This is a genomic window from Streptomyces coryli (assembly GCF_011044975.1).
Taxonomy (GTDB): domain Bacteria; phylum Actinomycetota; class Actinomycetes; order Streptomycetales; family Streptomycetaceae; genus Streptomyces; species Streptomyces coryli.
Map to the genome: position 1 here is coordinate 93,969 of NZ_JAAKZV010000001.1, position 15,985 is coordinate 109,953.

16 protein-coding genes are annotated in these 15,985 nt (G+C 72.7%); 6 read left to right on the top strand and 10 right to left on the bottom strand.

What is annotated here, in order from left to right; translation table 11 throughout:
- Positions 1-33: 33 nt before the first annotated feature.
- From bdeA to G5C51_RS00460, 3 genes are all read right to left on the bottom strand, one after another.
- Positions 34-945, bottom strand: coding sequence for a bis(hydroxyethyl) terephthalate hydrolase (bdeA, locus tag G5C51_RS00450; RefSeq protein WP_476715128.1), 912 nt, complete (start codon positions 943-945; stop codon positions 34-36).
- Between the two features lie 167 nt (positions 946-1,112).
- Complete coding sequence (locus tag G5C51_RS00455; RefSeq protein WP_165229561.1) at positions 1,113-1,769, bottom strand: response regulator transcription factor; 657 nt, start codon at positions 1,767-1,769, stop codon at positions 1,113-1,115.
- Positions 1,766-2,917, bottom strand: coding sequence for a sensor histidine kinase (locus G5C51_RS00460; RefSeq protein ID WP_165229565.1), 1,152 nt, complete (start codon positions 2,915-2,917; stop codon positions 1,766-1,768). The genes G5C51_RS00455 and G5C51_RS00460 overlap by 4 nt, the downstream gene beginning before the upstream one ends.
- Positions 2,918-3,090: 173 nt before the next feature.
- Between G5C51_RS00460 and G5C51_RS00465 the strand changes: the two genes are divergently transcribed.
- Both G5C51_RS00465 and G5C51_RS00470 read left to right on the top strand, forming a co-directional pair.
- Positions 3,091-4,020: an SDR family NAD(P)-dependent oxidoreductase gene (locus G5C51_RS00465; RefSeq protein WP_206313269.1), complete on the top strand. Its 930-nt coding sequence runs from the start codon at positions 3,091-3,093 to the stop codon at positions 4,018-4,020.
- Between the two features lie 263 nt (positions 4,021-4,283).
- Positions 4,284-5,018 carry a hypothetical protein gene (locus G5C51_RS00470; RefSeq protein WP_165229568.1) on the top strand — a complete coding sequence of 245 codons (735 nt, stop codon included), beginning with the start codon at positions 4,284-4,286 and terminating at the stop codon, positions 5,016-5,018.
- Between the two features lie 6 nt (positions 5,019-5,024).
- Here G5C51_RS00470 and G5C51_RS00475 read toward each other — a convergent pair whose 3' ends face one another.
- On the bottom strand, positions 5,025-6,677 hold the full coding sequence (locus tag G5C51_RS00475; RefSeq protein WP_165229762.1) for a GAF domain-containing sensor histidine kinase: 1,653 nt from the start codon (positions 6,675-6,677) through the stop codon (positions 5,025-5,027).
- Between the two features lie 207 nt (positions 6,678-6,884).
- Between G5C51_RS00475 and G5C51_RS00480 the strand changes: the two genes are divergently transcribed.
- On the top strand, positions 6,885-7,670 hold the full coding sequence (locus G5C51_RS00480; RefSeq protein ID WP_165229571.1) for an SAM-dependent methyltransferase: 786 nt from the start codon (positions 6,885-6,887) through the stop codon (positions 7,668-7,670).
- Here the strand turns inward: G5C51_RS00480 and G5C51_RS00485 are convergent.
- A complete protein-coding gene (locus tag G5C51_RS00485) occupies positions 7,621-8,553 on the bottom strand; it encodes a DUF4436 family protein (RefSeq protein ID WP_165229574.1) in 933 nt (310 codons plus the stop codon). The genes G5C51_RS00480 and G5C51_RS00485 overlap by 50 nt on opposite strands.
- A 125-nt stretch (positions 8,554-8,678) precedes the next feature.
- Between G5C51_RS00485 and G5C51_RS00490 the strand changes: the two genes are divergently transcribed.
- Positions 8,679-9,479 (top strand): VOC family protein, encoded by an 801-nt coding sequence (locus tag G5C51_RS00490; protein ID WP_165229577.1) that lies wholly within the window; start codon positions 8,679-8,681, stop codon positions 9,477-9,479.
- Here the strand turns inward: G5C51_RS00490 and G5C51_RS00495 are convergent.
- On the bottom strand, positions 9,457-10,050 hold the full coding sequence (locus tag G5C51_RS00495) for a phosphoribosyltransferase (protein ID WP_165229765.1): 594 nt from the start codon (positions 10,048-10,050) through the stop codon (positions 9,457-9,459). The genes G5C51_RS00490 and G5C51_RS00495 overlap by 23 nt on opposite strands.
- 123 nt (positions 10,051-10,173) lie before the next feature.
- On the opposite strand from G5C51_RS00495, the gene G5C51_RS00500 reads away from it, so the two are divergent.
- Positions 10,174-10,764, top strand: coding sequence for a carboxymuconolactone decarboxylase family protein (locus tag G5C51_RS00500; protein WP_165229581.1), 591 nt, complete (start codon positions 10,174-10,176; stop codon positions 10,762-10,764).
- Here G5C51_RS00500 and G5C51_RS00505 read toward each other — a convergent pair.
- Both G5C51_RS00505 and G5C51_RS00510 read right to left on the bottom strand, forming a co-directional pair.
- Positions 10,737-11,561 carry a GDSL-type esterase/lipase family protein gene (locus tag G5C51_RS00505; RefSeq protein ID WP_165229583.1) on the bottom strand — a complete coding sequence of 275 codons (825 nt, stop codon included), beginning with the start codon at positions 11,559-11,561 and terminating at the stop codon, positions 10,737-10,739. The genes G5C51_RS00500 and G5C51_RS00505 overlap by 28 nt on opposite strands.
- A gap of 79 nt (positions 11,562-11,640) precedes the next feature.
- Positions 11,641-13,728, bottom strand: coding sequence for an alpha-galactosidase (locus G5C51_RS00510; RefSeq protein WP_165229586.1), 2,088 nt, complete (start codon positions 13,726-13,728; stop codon positions 11,641-11,643).
- Positions 13,729-13,837: 109 nt separating this feature from the next.
- On the opposite strand from G5C51_RS00510, the gene G5C51_RS00515 reads away from it, so the two are divergent.
- Positions 13,838-14,626: a tyrosine-protein phosphatase gene (locus tag G5C51_RS00515; protein WP_165229589.1), complete on the top strand. Its 789-nt coding sequence runs from the start codon at positions 13,838-13,840 to the stop codon at positions 14,624-14,626.
- Here the strand turns inward: G5C51_RS00515 and G5C51_RS00520 are convergent.
- Together G5C51_RS00520 and G5C51_RS00525 are read right to left on the bottom strand one after the other, a co-directional pair.
- Positions 14,510-15,598 (bottom strand): sensor histidine kinase, encoded by a 1,089-nt coding sequence (locus tag G5C51_RS00520; RefSeq protein WP_165229592.1) that lies wholly within the window; start codon positions 15,596-15,598, stop codon positions 14,510-14,512. The genes G5C51_RS00515 and G5C51_RS00520 overlap by 117 nt on opposite strands.
- A complete protein-coding gene (locus G5C51_RS00525; RefSeq protein WP_165229595.1) occupies positions 15,591-15,935 on the bottom strand; it encodes an STAS domain-containing protein in 345 nt (114 codons plus the stop codon). Before G5C51_RS00525 ends, G5C51_RS00520 begins: the two co-directional genes overlap by 8 nt.
- Positions 15,936-15,985 lie beyond the last annotated feature (50 nt).

The following is a 15,985-nucleotide window of genomic DNA, read 5'->3' on the forward strand; positions in this document are numbered from 1 at the left end:
GTGCGCGGGCCTGGCCCCATGGGGAAGCGGAACTCAGCCCTCATGCGGGCAGTTGCCCCGGTACTCCTCGATGGTCGTGCTCCGCTGCGGCAGCGGGCACAGGAACTGCTCGTAGCGGGTGTCGTTGTCGATGAAGCGCTTCAGCCACGAGATGGAGTACTTCGCGATCGTGGTGTTGGAGCTGTTCGGCGTGAAGTGCGACGCGTTGTTCAGCTCCAGATACGCCCGGTCGAGGCTGCTCGACAGGCTGGTGTAGAACGGCTCCGAGTGTGACGACACCGGGGCGATCGAGTCGCCGTCCGCGCCCACGATCAGCGTCGGGGTCTTGATCTCCGGCCAGCTCTTGTCGGTGTTCCACCCGGTGAGCGGGATCGCCGCCTGCAGGTTCGTACGGGACTTGGCGGCCTCCAGCGAGCCGCCGCCGCCCATCGAGTGGCCCATCACGCCGAGCCGCGAGCTGTCGATGCGGCTGCGCACGGTGCTGCGCTGGGTCAGGTAGTCCAGCGCGGACAGCAGCTGCCGGCCGCGGCTGGCGGGCTGGTCGGAGGTGGTGTTGGTGTCGATCGTGAAGACCACGAAGCCCTGCGAGGCCAGCCGCGGGCCGAGCCAGGCGATGGTGGACTGGGTGGCGGTGAAGCCGGGCGAGATGGCTATCGCGCCGAAGGTGCCGTCGGCCGTGGAGGTCGGGTAGTAGATGGTGCCGCCGCCGAAGCCGCTCACGCTGATCCGCGACACGGACGACTGGGAGACGGCGTAGTGGCCGCGCGACGCCTCGATGCTGGAGGTGGTCGGATCGGGGCCGCGTTCGTACGGATTCTCCGCGGACTCGGCGCCGATCGCCTGGCTCGTCACCAGGGCGCCGGTGGCCAGGAGCACCGCGATACCGGTGCGGATCAGTCGCTTCGGGCGCCGGCGCGCCCGCCGGGTGGGGGATGTCTGCTGCACGACGAGGGTTCCTCTCACTGGGAGCGGAGCCGCGCAGGGGGGCCGCGGAACTCCGCCTCGGTCGCTGACAGCGGCAACTATCGCGGCGCCCCTGCGCCCGGCACATCGGCGAAATCACCGGTGTCGTACGCGGCGGTAACCTCGCGGCAACCCTGCGGTGACCCGCCCTACCCCGTCCCGCCGGTGCGCAAGTCCCGCGCGACGATGGCGGCCTGCACCCGGTTCGACACCCCGAGCTCGGTGAGGATCCGGCTCACATGCGCCTTCACGGTCGACTCGCGCAGCCGCAGCAGCTCCCCGATCTCGGCGTTGGTCAGCCCGTCCGCCACGCTCTCCAGCACCTGCCGCTCGCGCGCGGTGAGCCGCCCGGCGGCTTCCCTGGCGGCGCGGGTACGGGCCGAGTCCGGGCGGTGGAAGCGGCTGATCACCGTGCGCGTGACCGCGGGCGACAGCATCGCCGCGCCGCCGGCGACCACCCGTACCGCATGCAGAATCTCGTCCGGCGGCGTGGACTTGAGCAGGAAGCCGGCCGCGCCGGCGGCCAGCGCACCGTATACGTACTCGTCGAGGTCGAAGGTCGTCAGCACCGTCACGGCAGGCGGCGAGGGCAGCGCCCGCAGCGCGCCGGTGGCCGCGATCCCGTCCATCACCGGCATCCGGATGTCGACCAGCGCCACGTCCGTACGGTGCCGGCGGGCCAGCTCCACCGCCTCCCGGCCGTCGGCCGCCTCGCCGACCAGCTCCAGGCCGTCGTCGGTGGCCACCAGATCGGTGAGCCCGGCGCGGACGAAGGCGTCGTCGTCGACGATCATCACCTTGATCAACGGGCCACCGCCGCGGCCGGCACCAGGCCCGTATCGGCGTCCTGCGGATGCGCCGGTACGGGCAGTTCGGCGCGCAGCTCGAAGCGGCCGTCCGCGCGCCGGTGGCTGAGTTCGCCGTGCAGCGCGGCCACCCGCTCGGCGATGCCGATGAGTCCGTAGCCGCGGTGCGAAGAGTCGGGACTCTTGGCGGGCGCGGGGTTGGCGACCCGGATCGATACCCGGGCGCGGTCCGCCGCCACCGCCAGCGTGACCGGCCGGCCCGGCGCGTGCTTGCGGGCGTTGGTGAGCGCCTCCTGCACGATGCGGTGCGCCGCGAGCCGCACCGCGGCCGGGAGCGGGGCCAGTTCGGCGAGTTCCGCGTCGACCGGGGTGCCCGCGGCGCGCGCGGCGGCGACCAGCGCGGGCAGGTCGTCGGCGGTCGGGGTGAGCGGTGCAGGACCGTCCTCGTCGCGCAGCGCGCCGAGCAGGTCGCGCAGATCGTCGAGGGCGTGCGCGCTGGTGTCGCGGAGCTGGCCGAGCCGTTCGCGTACCGGCTCGGGCACCTCCGTGGCGCGGCGCTGGAGGACGCCGGTGTGCAGGACCAGCAGGCTGAGGCGGTGGGCCAGGACGTCGTGCATCTCCCGTGCGATACGGGCCCGTTCGGCCAGTCGGACGCGGTCGTCGCGCAGCCGGTTCGCGGCCTCGACGTGGTCGAGCTGGACGGCGAGCGACTGCGCGAGGTCGCGGTGGCTGCGGGCGGCGAGGCCGAACGCCACCGGCACGATCAGCACCGCGCACGGCAGATAGGTGACCAGCGGCATGTTCACCAGCTCGCGGAACGGCCCGTACCAGGCGGGCAGGAACGCGGCCGCGGTCAGCCCGATCGCGTACCGGGGCCGCTCCCGCACGGTGACCGCGTACAGCGCCACCAGCACCGGCCACACCTGGCTCTCCAGCAGGAAGCCGGCGAGCGCGACCGCCGCGACGGTCAGCGGCAGCCGCCGGGCGAGCAGCAGCGCGGCACACAGCGCCACCGCCACGGCGGTGCTGCCCGCAGGACCGGAGATGAGCCCGGCGTCCTCGGTGAGCGCCTCGCGCACCGACTTGTACGTCACGAAGAGGAGCCCGGCGGCCTCGAGCAGCCGGCGTTGGCGTGGCGTCACAGTCATGCCCGCATCGTAAGCGGCCTTGGTACGGCACACATTCGACGAAAGTCGGGGTGCGGGGGCGCCGTCCCCGACCTTCGTCGGTGCTCGCGGACCGCCCTTCGGCGGATCCGGGCGGAGGCCCCGCGCCGCAGGCTGGGGCCCTGTCAAGCGAACTCCGCGAGAGAGGCACAGCAATGGCGAGCAACGGATCCAGCGGGCAGGCCCGGCGGATGTCCCGGCGCAGCATGCTCGGCGGTACGGCCGCGGCGGCGGTCGGCGCGGCGGCCGGGCAGGCTTTCGGGGGCACGGCGGCGGCCGCCGACAAGGCACCCGCCGCCAAGGGCCGTTACGCCGGCAAGACCGTCCTGATCACCGGCGCGACCTCGGGCATCGGCCGGGCGGCGGCCCTCGCGTTCGCCCGCGAGGGGGCGAAGGTCGGGTTCTGCGGCCGCCGGGAGCGGCTGGGCCGGGAGGTGGAGCGGGAGATCCGCGCGGCCGGCGGGGAGGCCACGTACCTCAAGGCGGACGTGCGCCGCCCCGAGGAGGTGGAGGCCTTCGTCGACGGAGTGGTGCGCCGCTACGACGGGCTGGACATCGCGCTGAACAACGCGGGTATCCAGCGGCCGTTCACCGATCTGCACGAGGTCCCGGTCGAGGACTGGGACGACGTCACGCTCACCAACACCCGCGGCGTCTTCCTCGCCATGAAGTACGAGATCCCGCATCTGCGGCGGCGCGGTGGCGGCGTGATCCTGGTGACCGGGTCGTCGAACCAGTTCCAGACCCGGGCCGGGCTCGGCTCGTACACGGCGAGCAAGAACAGCGTCACGGGCCTGGTGCAGGCGGCCGCGATCGAGAACGGCAAGCACAACATCCGGGTGGTCTCGCTCGCGCCCGGCACCACGGACACGCCCATGCTGGAGGTGCACCGGCCCGACGGGCTGTCCGACGCGGACTGGGCCAAGGCGAAGGCGCAGATGGCCGCCCAGGGCGTAGACGCCCTCAAGCGGATGGCGAAGCCGGAGGAGATGGCTACCGCCGCGCTTGCCCTCGCCTCCCCGGACCTGGGCTTCCAGACCGGCGCGACGGTGCTGGTCGACGGCGGGCAGCTGGCGGGGCTGTGACCGCGGAGTGGAGGGTCGCGCGGAGGCGGTTCACGGTGACGCGGAAGGTGGTCATGCAGGCAGCCTCGACCGTGATCGTGAAGGTTGCGTGAACGCCCCTTCAAGAAGCGGACAAAAGGTTGTTCGCGCAGCATAAGCAGGCGGCTGTGGCCCGGGGGCCGGGTGGCCCGGGGTGGGGACCATCCGGCCCTCGCCGGGGGTGCCGGGGACGGCCAGCCTGGACCCAGCCGACGTATGCGCCCCAGCCCCCGTGAGGACCGGCCATGCTAGCCACACTCGACGCGGCCGCTCTGGAGAAGCTCGTCTCCGCCGCCATGGCCGCGCCCCCGCCGCCCGGCGCACCACGGGCGGCGGGGGTGCCCGGCATTCCCGCGACGCTGGGCCCGCTGGTCCGGCCGACGCGGCAGCCGTGGCGCTTCCGGCTCGACCCGGAGCACGCCACGGTGCAGGTACGCGCCGTGCAGGCGCCGCTGCCCGGCGACCGGTCGCTGCATCTGTGCGTCGGCGCCGCCCTGTTCAACCTCCGCGTGGCCATGGCCCACCTCGGCTGGGAACCGGTGGTGCGGCTGCTGCCCGCGCCGGCGTCCCCCGACCTGCTCGCCACCGTCCGGCTCGCGGGACCGGTGCTGCCCGGCACCCGCAACCGCCCCGACCTCTACGCCTCCGTCTGGCGCCGCCACTCCAGCGTCATCCCGCTCTCCCGCGACCGCCGCCCGCCCGCGGCGGTCACGACCGCGCTGCGCGAGGCCGCACAGGCGGAGGGCGCGGCGCTGTCCTTCGCGGCGACCGGAGCCCCGCTGATCGCCGTGCTCGCCACCGACCACGACGACCCCGCCGGCTGGCTGCGGGCCGGGCAGGCGCTGCAGCACGTGCTGCTCACCGCGACCGCCCACGCGCTCCGGGTGGCCCCACTGGAGACCCCCGACCCCTGGCGGCTGGGCGCGGAGGCGGCGGCCCGGCACCCGCTGGTGGCGCTGCGGCTCGGATACGGGCCGTAGCCCGGCTCAGTTCTCGTCGGTCACCCGCAGCGGCACCCACCACATCAGCCGGGTCCCGCCGCCCGGCGGCTTGCCGATGGCCATGTCGCCGCTCAACTGCCGCGCCCGCTCGGCGAGATTACGCAGGCCGCTGCGGCGGCCGCCCTCGGCCGCGATGCCGATGCCGTCGTCGATCACCGTGACGGTCAGCGAGCCGCCGTCGGACACCAGCGACACGTCCGCGGCCGAAGCCCGGCTGTGCCGGGCCACGTTGGTGAGCGCCTCCCGCAGCACGGCGATCGCGTGGTCGGCGACCACAGGCGGCACGTCGGTGTCCACCAGGCCCTCGGTGCGCAGCGCGGGGGTGAAGCCCAGGGCGGTCACGGCCTCCTCGATCACCCGCGCGGTGCGCACCCGCAGCCCCTGCAGCCCGGGCCCGGCCTCGTGCACCCGCAGCCCGAAGATCGTCGACCGGATGATCTTGATCGTCTCGTCCAGGTCCTCGGCCGCCCGCAGCAGCCGCTCGTTCGCCTCGGGCCGCTCCACGAAGCGCACCAGGCTCTGCAGCGTCATCCCGGTCGCGAACAGCCGCTGGATCGCCAGGTCGTGCAGGTCCCGGGCGATCCGGTCGCGGTCGGCGAGCACGGCGAGCTGCTCGGCGTCGCCCCGCCGGTCGGCGAGCTCCATGGCGATGGCGGCCTGCCCGGCGAAGGTGAGCAGCGGCTCGATCTCGTCCTCGGCAAAGACGGCGACCCGGTCGAGCCGGGCCAGCGCCAGCACGCCGCGCACGCCTGCGGAGGAGTTCAGCGGCACGGCGACGGCCGGGCCCATGCCCGTACTGGCCAGCGGGCCGTGCGCGCTGCGCGGGTCGGAGGCGAGGTCCGGGGTGCTGACCGGGACGCCGGCGGAGGCGGCCGCGCCGAGGAACGTGCCCTCCCTGCGCACGACTTCGGCGACCGGGAAGGCCTCGTGCTCCGCCCCCCGGGTGTCCTTGACGATCGCCACCGCGAGCTCGCCGCTGTCCTCGTCGGGGACGGCCAGGACGGCATGGTCGGCGTGCAGGATGCGGCTGGCGTGGTCGACGATCTGCTCCAGGACGCTGCGCTCGGCGGCGCCGGACAGCAGCGCGGAGACGATCTCCGCGTTCGCCTCCAGCCACTGCTGGCGATAGCGCGACTGCTCGTACATGCGGGCGTTCTCGATGGCCACGCCCGCCGCCACGGCGAGGGTGGACAGCACCGCCTCGTCCTCGGCGTCGAACTCCTTGGCGCCGCGCTTCTGGGTCAGATAGAGATTGCCGAACACCACCTCGCGCACCCTGATGGGCACGCCCAGGAAGGAGTGCATCGGCGGGTGGTTGGCCGGAAAGCCGTACGAGGACGGATGCTCGGAGATCTCCTCCAGCCGCAGCGGCTCCGGGTGCCGGATCAGCTCGCCGAGGATGCCGTGCCCCTCCGGCAGCCGGCCGATCGCCTCGATCTGCGCCTGATCCATGCCTACGGGCAGGAACTGGGCCAGCCGCTCGTGCCCGCCGACCACGCCGAGCGCGCCGTACTCGGCGTCGACCAGCACCACCGCGGCCTCCACGATGCGGTGCAGCACCTGCGGCAGCTCCAGGCCGCGGCCGACCGACATCACGGCTTCCAGGAGCGTGTGCACACGGTCCCGCGCTCCGCGCATGTCGTCGATGCGCGCCTGGAGTTCCTCCAGCAACTGATCCAACTGCAGCCGAGGCAGCCTGCTGCCGCCGCCCTCCACTTCGCTCACCCCCCTCACCGCGTGTTCACGTTATCCGTCCCAACTGCACTTTGGGCAAGGTGCGTTGCAGTCGCATTCGATACGCTGCGACCCGATCACGCCGCCGGCCTTGAGGCAGAGGAGCCCGCCGTGTCCCAGGAGATCGACCCGAGCCGCCCGAGCATCGCCCGCGCCTACGACGTCGTCCTCGGCGGCAAGGACAACTATGCGGCGGACCGCGCCTTCGCCGACCAGCTACGGGCCACGGTGCCGCAGATCGACGACCTGGCGTGGCTCAACCGGCGGCTGCTGGGGCGGGCGGTGCGCTATCTCGCGGGCGAGGCAGGCCTGGACCAGTTCCTCGACCTGGGCGCCGGGCTGCCGACCATGGAGAACACCCACCAGGTGGCCCAGGCGCAGAACCCGGACACCCGCGTCGTATACGTCGACATCGACCCGATCGTGCTCGCCCACGGCCAGGCGCTGCTGGCCGAGAACGGCCGTACCGGCGTGATCACCGCGGACCTGCGCGACCCGACGGCGGTGCTGGAGCACCCGACGACGCGCGAGCTCATCGACCGCGGCCGTCCGGTCGCGGTACTGCTGATCGGCCTGCTGCACCACCTGCACGACGACGAGAACCCGCAGGGCATCGTCGACGCCTACATGGACGCGGTGCCGGCCGGCAGCCACCTGGCGATCTCGCACTTCTGCGACGTGGGTCCCGAGGCGCGGGAGCTGCAGGAGACGTTCCTGACCTTCCTCGGTACGGGCCGCTTCCGCACGATCGAGGAGATCACCGGGTACTTCCGCGGCCTGGAGCTGATCGAGCCCGGGGTGGTGCCGCTGCCGGTGTGGCGTCCCGACGGCCTGCCGCCGGGTGAGCTCACGCTGTGGGACCGTCTGATGGCGGCGGGGGTGGCCCGGAAGCGGTGACCGGCTCGGTGGTCTCTGCTTCCTGCTCGAGCTGCCCGTGCTCCTGCCAGATCCCGCTGAGCACGACGTAGACCACACAGGCCGCGATGATGCCCTCGGCCCAGAAGAACGCCGCGTAATCGATCACGGAGCCGATCGGGGGCGTGCCGGGGGCGGCGTTGCGGAAGGCGACCAGGGCGAAGAGGCTGGTGGCCATCCAGCTCAGGGCCGACCAGTTCACGCCGTCGCTCTTGCCGACGACGACCCAGGCGCCGCCGAGCACGGCGAGGGCGATCGCCCACATGGCGATCATCATGAACCAGGCCAGGATCAGGGTGCTGCGGCTGCGGCTGACCTCGGCTTGCATGATCAGGATCTTGTTGTCGATCCGGACGTTCTTCACGTGCACCTGGAAGAACGGGTCGGTCTCCCGGAACTTGACCCGCACCGGCAGTCGCCGGTCCCCGTCCTCCGCCATGATGCCGAACCTGAGCTGGTAGCGGTCGAAGGGGTAGTCGGTCACCGTGCCGCGACGCACGGGGAAGACCATCCACTGCGTCCCGATGGGCTTGTGCGCCGGGAGAACGAATTCAGGACGCTCGGCCGCCGATGTCGTGATCACCAGCCGCCGCTTGGGGCCGAGGTCGTTCTCCTCGGACCTCATGCGGTCGGTGAGCTCCGGGACGATGGCCACCGTCAGCTCACGCGCGGTGGGGTCCACCCGCTGCCCGGACACGTCGAACCAGATCGGGACGGCCGACTCCCGCTCCCCGAGCACCCGCTCCACCTGGCGGGTGTCCCGTTCGTTGAAATACAGCAGGATCCCGGCGGTGCACAGCACCGCGATCAGCGCCAGCACGCCGGCGTGGACGACGGTGCGGCGGCGTAAGGCTCGGCGGAGCATCCTCTCAGCATGATCGCGCGGCCCGCGCCCGCGCCGTACAACACGCCGATCGTCCGAGGCCCGCTGTCAGTGGGCGGTGCCATGCTGTTCAGGGTCAGGGAGGGCTATCCCGAAGGGGGTCCCACATGATCACCACGGACTATGTGCCGGGCGCGCCGAACTGGGTGGATCTGACCACCACCGACGTCGACGGCGCCACAGACTTCTATCGCGCCGTGTTCGGCTGGGAGTTCGCCTCCGCCGGACCGGACGCGGGTGGATACGGGTACTTCCAGCTCGGCGGCAGGACCGTCGCGGCGGTGGGCCCGTTCATGCCCGGCATGAGGGAGGGCGACCAGCCGTACTGGACGGTCTATTTCACCACCACCGACGCGGACGCCACCGTCAAGGCGGTCGAGCAGGCCGGCGGCCGAATACGCAACGGGCCGATGGACGTCTTCACCGCGGGCCGGCAGGCGGACCTCACCGACGCGACGGGCGCGGACTTCGCGGTGTGGCAGCCGCGGGACATCCGGGGGCTCGACGCGGTCACCGAGCCGGGCACCTTCGCGTGGGCGGAGCTGTACACAACGGACCGGGCCGCGGCGGTGAACTTCTACCGCACGGTGCTCGACTGGCGCACCAATGACATGGAGATGCCCGGCATGGGCATCTACACGGTCGCTTCGGCGGCCGGTGCCACCGACGAGACGGGGCACGCCGGGATCATGGAGCTGCCGGAGGAGAGCCGGCAGCGCGGCTCGGCCTCGGAGTGGCATCCGTACTTCGAGGTGAGCGACTGCGACGCGGCCTTCGCGAAGGCCGTCGAAAAGGGGGCGAGCGAGATCATGGCGCCGATGGACGCCGAGGGCGTCGGTCGGTTCGCGATGTTCACGGACCCGGCGGGCGCCATGCTCGCGATCATCACGTCGGCCCCGGCCCCGTAGCCGCCGCGTTCAGTACGGCGATCACGTCCGCGTCGGTCAGCTGGGCGAAGTCGTCGTAGTAGAAGCCGACGGCGCCGAAGCCGGGCGGCTGGTGCAGGCATTCGACGTCGTCGGCCTCGGCGCGCAGCGCGCGCACGGCTGCCCGCGCGGTGGAGCCGGTGGCCAGCCCGTCGTCCACGAGCAGCACCCAGCGGCCGGTCACCTCGGGGGCCGGGCGGCCCTGGCGGTAGGCGTCCTCGCGGCGGCGCACCTCGCGCTCCTCCCGCTCGGCCGCGGGCGCGAGCTCCTCCTCGGTGTAGCCGGCGGCGGCCAGCGCCCGCGCGTCGTATACGGGCGGGCCACCGCCCGCGACGGCGCCGAGGGCGTATTCCTCGCGCCCCGGCATGCCGATCTTGCGGGCCACCAGCATGTCCAGCGGCGCCCCGAACGCCCGGGCGATCTCGTCCGCCACCGGCACGCCGCCGCGCGGCAGCGCCAGCACCAGGGGCTCCGGCAGGTCCTCGCGGTCCCAGCGCCCGCGCAGCCGCTCCGCGAGCGCCCGGCCCGCCTCCCTTCGGTCGTGAAAACGCATGGTCATGCCCTCCGAGTGCCCTGGTTGTGACCCGCTTCACATGAGCTCATGTCACATTCCACCGTCCGGCATACGTCGCAGGGGTGTCAGAACGAAAGAACCCCCTGGATGGAGGCGCCCGACATGGCCCGCATCTCGCTCTCCCCTCCGCGCACCCTCTTCTTCCGCGCCATGGAGTGGTACTCCAAGCGGACCTACGGCAAGGTGCTGGACCCGGGCAAGGCCCTGGCCCACAACCGCAAGGTGCTCATGACCGACGTAAAGCTGGAGCGCTCCGCCGCCAAATGGGACGCCCTCGACCCGGAGCTGAAGGCGCTCGCCGTCATGGCCTCGTCCGCCGCCATCGGCTGCAGCTGGTGCATGGACTTCGGCTACTGGGAGTCGCACGAGCAGGGCATGGACCCGAAGAAGCTCCGCGACGTGCCGACGTGGCGGGAGAGCGCTGTCTACTCCCCGCTGGAGCGCGATGTCATGGAGTACGCGGAGGCCATGACCGCCACCCCGCCCGAGGTCGACGACACGCTAGCGCAGACGCTGCTCGACGAGCTCGGCGAGGCCGCGTTCGTGGAGCTCACCGCCATGGTGGCGCTGGAGAACCTGCGCTCCCGCATCAACTCCGCGCTGGGGCTGACCAGCCAGGGCTTCAAGGAGTTCTGCGAGGTGCCGAACGCGGCCGCTGCCACGACTCAGTCCTCGGGGCCCGCCAGCGAGTGATCCGACTGCTCCAGCGGCGTCAGGTCCGGCCGCTTCGGCCGGACCCCGTCGCCGGACGACTCGCCGCGCAGCCGCCGCCCGACCCACGGCACCAGGTGCTCGCGGGCCCAGTGGATGTCGTCGCGGCGCGTCTCGTACGTGCCGCGCGGCGGCAGCGGCGGCCACGCCTGGTCCGGGTCGCAGGGCACCTCGAGACCGATCGCCTGCGCCGCCCGCAGCGCGACCCGGGTGTGCCCGTCCGGCGACAGGTGCAGCCGGTCGGCGTCCCAGGCCCGCCGGTCCTGTACGGATCGGAGCGACCACAGGTCGAGCACCGGGCAGTCGTAGCGGTCGGCGATGGCCCGGATGTGCGCCGTGTACGTGGCGACCTTGCCGCGCAGATGCCGCAGCACCGGCACGCCGCGGGTGTCGAAGCCGGTGGTGATCATGACGGTCGGCACGACGGCGGTGAGCCGGGCGACGGCGGCCTCGAAGCGCTCGGCGATGTCGTCCGGGTCGGTGCCGGGCCGGATCACGTCATTGCCGCCGGCGCAGAAGCTCACCAGATCGGGCCGGAACTCGATCGCCCGCGGCACCTGCTCGGCCACGATCTGGTCCAGGACGCGCCCGCGAATGGCGAGGTTGGCGTACGCGAGGCCCGCGCCGTCGGAGCCGCGCGCCAGCAGCGCCGCGAACCGGTCGGCCCAGCCGATGAATTGCCCGTGCGGACCCGGATCCCCGACCCCTTCGGTGAAGCTGTCGCCGATGGCTACGTAGGACTTCGGGTAGGACGCCGGGGGTATCGCTGCATCTGCCACGTCGGTCCATGTTTCACCCCGCGAGTCGACCTACGCCATCGTAGGCAAGCCCATCCGGGGGTGAGATCAGCCACAGCGGTCACCGACGGCGCAGGTGCACCACCGCCGCGTCCAGATCGCCGCGCAGCGGCAGCACCAGCCCGCGGTGCGCGAGCACGGCACCGCGGTGCACGACCCCGCTCTCGACGTCCTCGTACTCCGCCTCCGGGTCGATCCCCCGCAGCCGCAGCGGCGGCACCGGCTCGGCGTAGCGCTGCGCCTGCAGCCAGCCGAGCACCGCCGTCTCGGCGCCGTCGCCGCGCACGTACTGCACGGCGCTCAGCCCCTCCTGCGGCGGCCGCAGCCGGTGCAGCTCACCGCCTTGCACCAGCGGCCTGATCCGCTTGTACGCCGCCACCCACCCGGCCGCCTCCGCCAGCTCCGCCTCGCTCCACCGCGCCAGGTCGCCGCCGATGCCGAGCACGCCGGCCATGGCGCTGACGAAGCGGAAGCGCAGCGAGGCGGCCCGGCTCTGCATCTGGTGGTTGGGGCTGTCGGTGACCCAGGCGGCCATCACCCGGGCCGGGTGCAGCTGGCTGAAGCCGTGCTGGATCGGCAGCCGGTCGAGCGGGTCGGTGTTGTCGGACGTCCACACCTGGTCCGTACGGGCGAGGATGCCAAGGTCGACCCGGCCGCCGCCGCCCGAGCAGGACTCGAAGGCGACCTGCGGGTGGGCGGCGCGCAGCCGGTCCAGCAGGGCGTAGAGCCCGTGGACATGCTCGGGGCCGGTGTAATGCGCCTCGCTGAAGGAGCGGTTGAAGTCCCACTTCACGTAGTCGACGGCCGCCGAGCGCAGCAGCGCGTCCAGCCGCTCCCAGAGGTGCTCGCGTACGTCTTCGCGGCCGAGGTCCAGGACGAGTTGGTTGCGGAACTCGGTGCGGTGCCGCCCGTCGCGCTGCTGCACCCAGTCCGGGTGGGCGCGATAGAGATCGCTGTCCGGATTCACCATCTCCGGCTCGACCCAGATCCCGAACTGCATGCCGAGCGCGTGCACATCGTCGGCGAGCGGCTTCAGCCCGTCCGGGAAGCGGTCGGGATTCGGCGTCCAGTCGCCGAGCCCGGTCCTGTCATCGGTCCGCCGCCCGAACCAGCCGTCGTCGACCACGAACAGCTCGACGCCCATCTCCGCGGCCCGGCGGGCGAGTTCCCGCTGGTGGTCGATGTCGACGTCGAAGGTGGTGGCCTCCCACGAGTTGTAGAGCACCGGCCGGGGGGTGCCGGCGTCCGGGATGACGTGCGCCAGCTGCCAGGCGTGCCAGGCTCGGGAGGCGGCGCCGAAGCCGGCGGCGCAGTACAGCCCGGCGAAGACCGGCGTGGTGTACGTGTCCCCGGGTCCGAGCCGCACCAGCCCGGAGTCGTCGTGCCCGGCCCCGCCGGAGGCCTGCACGACCCCGGCCGGCTGCCGCTCGACGGCGATCCGCCAGGACCCGGACCAGGCCAGCGCGGCCCCGTAGACCTCGCCGTGCTCCTCCCCCGCGTCGCCGTCGTCGAGGGCGATCCACGGCAGTGCGGTGTGCGAGGTGTGCCCGCGGCGGCTGCCGAGCAGCTTCTCGCCCGGGGTGACGTCGGTCCGTATCAGCCGGCTCTCCGCGCCCCACCGCCCGTGCAGGTGCGACAGCCGCCACCGGTCGCGTACGGGCAGCGTCCAGGCCGCGGCGTCGGCGCGCAGCACGTCCACCGCGGAGGTGCCGGGCACGCCCATGTGCGACAGCGTGACCCAGCGCTCCAGGACGTCCGCGTCGTCGGAGATCCGGTAGTGGAGGTGGATGTCGAGGTGATGGACGGCGTCGTGGAAGAGGATCCGCAGCTCGCCGTTGACGGCGACGGCGCCCTGGCGGGACCACTCGGTCCCCCGGACCGCCGGGTCGTCGGCGGACCGGACGATCAGCGCGGGCCTGGCGAAGCGCGGGCCGCCCTCGACGGGGTACTCCTCGCGCCCGTCGAGCGCCGACTCGAAGCCGCGCGGCTGCCGGACCGGCTCGGCGGCGAGCGCCTCGGCGTCGGCGAGCCCGATCCGCGGCCCCCAGTGCAGATGCAGCAGGTCACCGGCGTCGGTCAGCCGGAGCGCGTAGCTGCTGTCCGGCCCGGAGAGCAGCCAGAGCTGCCCGTCTCCACCACTCTCGATCATGCAGAAAACCCCACTCCCACACACGTCCGCACATCATCACCCGAGGCTGATCGCCCTGGCCAGAGGCCGGTGACGTATGGTCGAAAGGCCCCGACGCTGAGGAGTGCAGATGACGCAGACGACCGAGCCCGAGCTCACCGGCATACGCAACTTCCGTGATGTCGGCGGCCTGCCCACGGTGGACGGCCGTAACGTCGCCCCGGGCCGGCTGTACCGCAGCGGCCACCTCGCCCACGCCACCCCCGAGGACGCCGCCTTCCTCACCACGCTCGGGCTGCACACGGTCTTCGACTTCCGCAACGCGGCGGACATCCGCCTGGAGGGCCCGGACGTCGAGCTCCCCGGCGTACGCAACCTCAACCTGCCGCTCAACGACCCGGCCGAGGGCAAGGAATTCTGGACGATGGTCCGCAACGGCGACCTCGGCCAGCTCCGCGCCATCCTCGGCGACGGCCAGGCCGCGGGCCGCATGGAGGATTCGTACCGCGCGATGATCCTCGACCGCACCGCCGAGCACTCCCGCGTCCTGCACTCCCTCGCGGAGGAGAGCGTCCCGGCTCTGATGCACTGCGCGGCCGGCAAGGACCGCGCGGGTCTGACGATCGCGATCACGCTCCTGGCCGTGGGCGTCGAGCAGGACGCCATCAAGGCCGACTACCTCGAGTCGAACGCCAAGCACCGCCGCTACAAGGTCAAGCGCGACGAGAACGCCGGTGGCGGCATGTCGGCGGAGGTCATGGAGCTCCTCAGCCCCCTCTTCGACGCGCGCGCCTCCTATCTTTCAGCGGCCTTCGCCACCATGACCTCGCGGTGGGGCACCGTCGAGGCCTATCTCACCGAGGGTCTCGGCCTCTCCGCCGAGACCCGCGACCTCCTCAGGGAGCGGCTGCTCGCCTAGGCGGGGGCCCTCCGGGGGGGGCATCCGGCGCATGCGGATACGGATGATGGTCCCGTCGTCGCTGCTGCGCATGTCAGCCGCGTCGCTGAGCTGCCGGATGATCCACAGTCCGCGGCCGTCGAGCGGCGCGGTGGCGGGCGGGAGGTAGCCCGCGAGGGCGCTGTTGAGGGTGCCGTGGGTGTCGGTGACCTCGCAGAGCAGGTCGGTCGGTGTGGTCCAGATCCGGCAGCGGCCGGTGCCGCCGCCGTGCCGCAGGGCGTTGGCGGCCGCCTCGTCCACGCAGATCAGCAGGTTCTCGACGGCCGACCGCGGCAGTCCCGCGGCCCGCGCCTCACGTCGGGTGAAGGCGCGCATCGCCGCGAGCTGATCGAGCCCGTCGAAGCGGAACTCCGCGGCCCCGGCCGAGGGTTCGGGAAGCGGGACCGAGTCGCAGGCGGCGCTGAAATCCTCGGGGTCGAGGTGCGCCGGGTTGGGCCGGTGGGTGACGCCGCTGGTCAATCCGGGGTGGGTGAGGTGGGCGGTCTTCAGGATGGACGCCGGCAGCGTCCGGGTGTCGTACGGGCACAGGTGCCAGGCGCCGGTGGCCGCCAGGGCGAGGGTGAGCAGGGCTTCGAAGCGGCTCCACTCGCGGGCCTCGGCGCTGGTGAGTCCCAGCCACGGAGTCTCGCCCAGCACCCGGGACGGGCCGACAGCGGTGTGCGCCCGGTCGTGGTACGCCAGCAGCGACTGCGGCGGGGTGCGATGCCAGTCGGGCGGGGCGAAGTCGACTTGACGCGCCTGGCGGCCCAAGTGCCGCTGGAGCAGCCGGGCGTTGCGCGCCGTGGTGGCGATGAACACCGGCTCGCCGGCGGCCAGGCCCTCGCGGGCGAACGGCAGCGCGGCGGCCAGGAACTGCGGATCGCCGCCGTAGAGCAGCAGGTGGTGCGCGGGGCGGTGGAACCCGGGCCGGGCAGGCGCGCGGGGGTCAGTCATCGTCGATCTCCTCCAGGAGCGTGATCGGCACCGCCGGCCGGTCCCAGCCGCATACGCGGAGCATCTGGGCCGGTGCGGGACTCTTTGTGTGAACAACCAGGCGCCGGTCGGGGTCCAGGAGCACGGCGAAGGTCACGAGTACGTGCAGCGCGGCGAAGCTGACGAACGACACCTCACGGAGGTCCACGGTCAGATGCGTCGGCGCGCCGTCCAGCGCCAGCAACTGCCCCATGAACGCCACTTGGTTGGTGATGTCCACCTGACCGACCAGGCGGAGGCCCGGCGGTTCCTCGGTACGCCAGATCCGCAGCAGCGCATCGGCGTATGCAGCGGGCACGAGGAGCCTCTTCCCTGCGCCTCGCGTGCAGGGTTCCGGCGCGCGAGGCG

What these genes read in the sequence shown, in the direction of transcription:
- G5C51_RS00485 (WP_165229574.1), bottom strand. Translation starts at nt 8,553, where the DNA reads ATGCTCCGCCGAGCCTTACGCCGCCGCACCGTCGTCCACGCCGGCGTG.
- G5C51_RS00515 (WP_165229589.1), top strand. Translation starts at nt 13,838, where the DNA reads ATGACGCAGACGACCGAGCCCGAGCTCACCGGCATACGCAACTTCCGT.
- G5C51_RS00465 (WP_206313269.1), top strand. Translation starts at nt 3,091, where the DNA reads ATGGCGAGCAACGGATCCAGCGGGCAGGCCCGGCGGATGTCCCGGCGC.
- G5C51_RS00500 (WP_165229581.1), top strand. Translation starts at nt 10,174, where the DNA reads ATGGCCCGCATCTCGCTCTCCCCTCCGCGCACCCTCTTCTTCCGCGCC.
- G5C51_RS00475 (WP_165229762.1), bottom strand. Translation starts at nt 6,677, where the DNA reads ATGCGCGGAGCGCGGGACCGTGTGCACACGCTCCTGGAAGCCGTGATG.
- G5C51_RS00470 (WP_165229568.1), top strand. Translation starts at nt 4,284, where the DNA reads ATGCTAGCCACACTCGACGCGGCCGCTCTGGAGAAGCTCGTCTCCGCC.
- G5C51_RS00495 (WP_165229765.1), bottom strand. Translation starts at nt 10,050, where the DNA reads ATGCGTTTTCACGACCGAAGGGAGGCGGGCCGGGCGCTCGCGGAGCGG.
- G5C51_RS00490 (WP_165229577.1), top strand. Translation starts at nt 8,679, where the DNA reads ATGATCACCACGGACTATGTGCCGGGCGCGCCGAACTGGGTGGATCTG.
- G5C51_RS00510 (WP_165229586.1), bottom strand. Translation starts at nt 13,728, where the DNA reads ATGATCGAGAGTGGTGGAGACGGGCAGCTCTGGCTGCTCTCCGGGCCG.
- G5C51_RS00520 (WP_165229592.1), bottom strand. Translation starts at nt 15,598, where the DNA reads ATGACTGACCCCCGCGCGCCTGCCCGGCCCGGGTTCCACCGCCCCGCG.
- G5C51_RS00460 (WP_165229565.1), bottom strand. Translation starts at nt 2,917, where the DNA reads ATGACTGTGACGCCACGCCAACGCCGGCTGCTCGAGGCCGCCGGGCTC.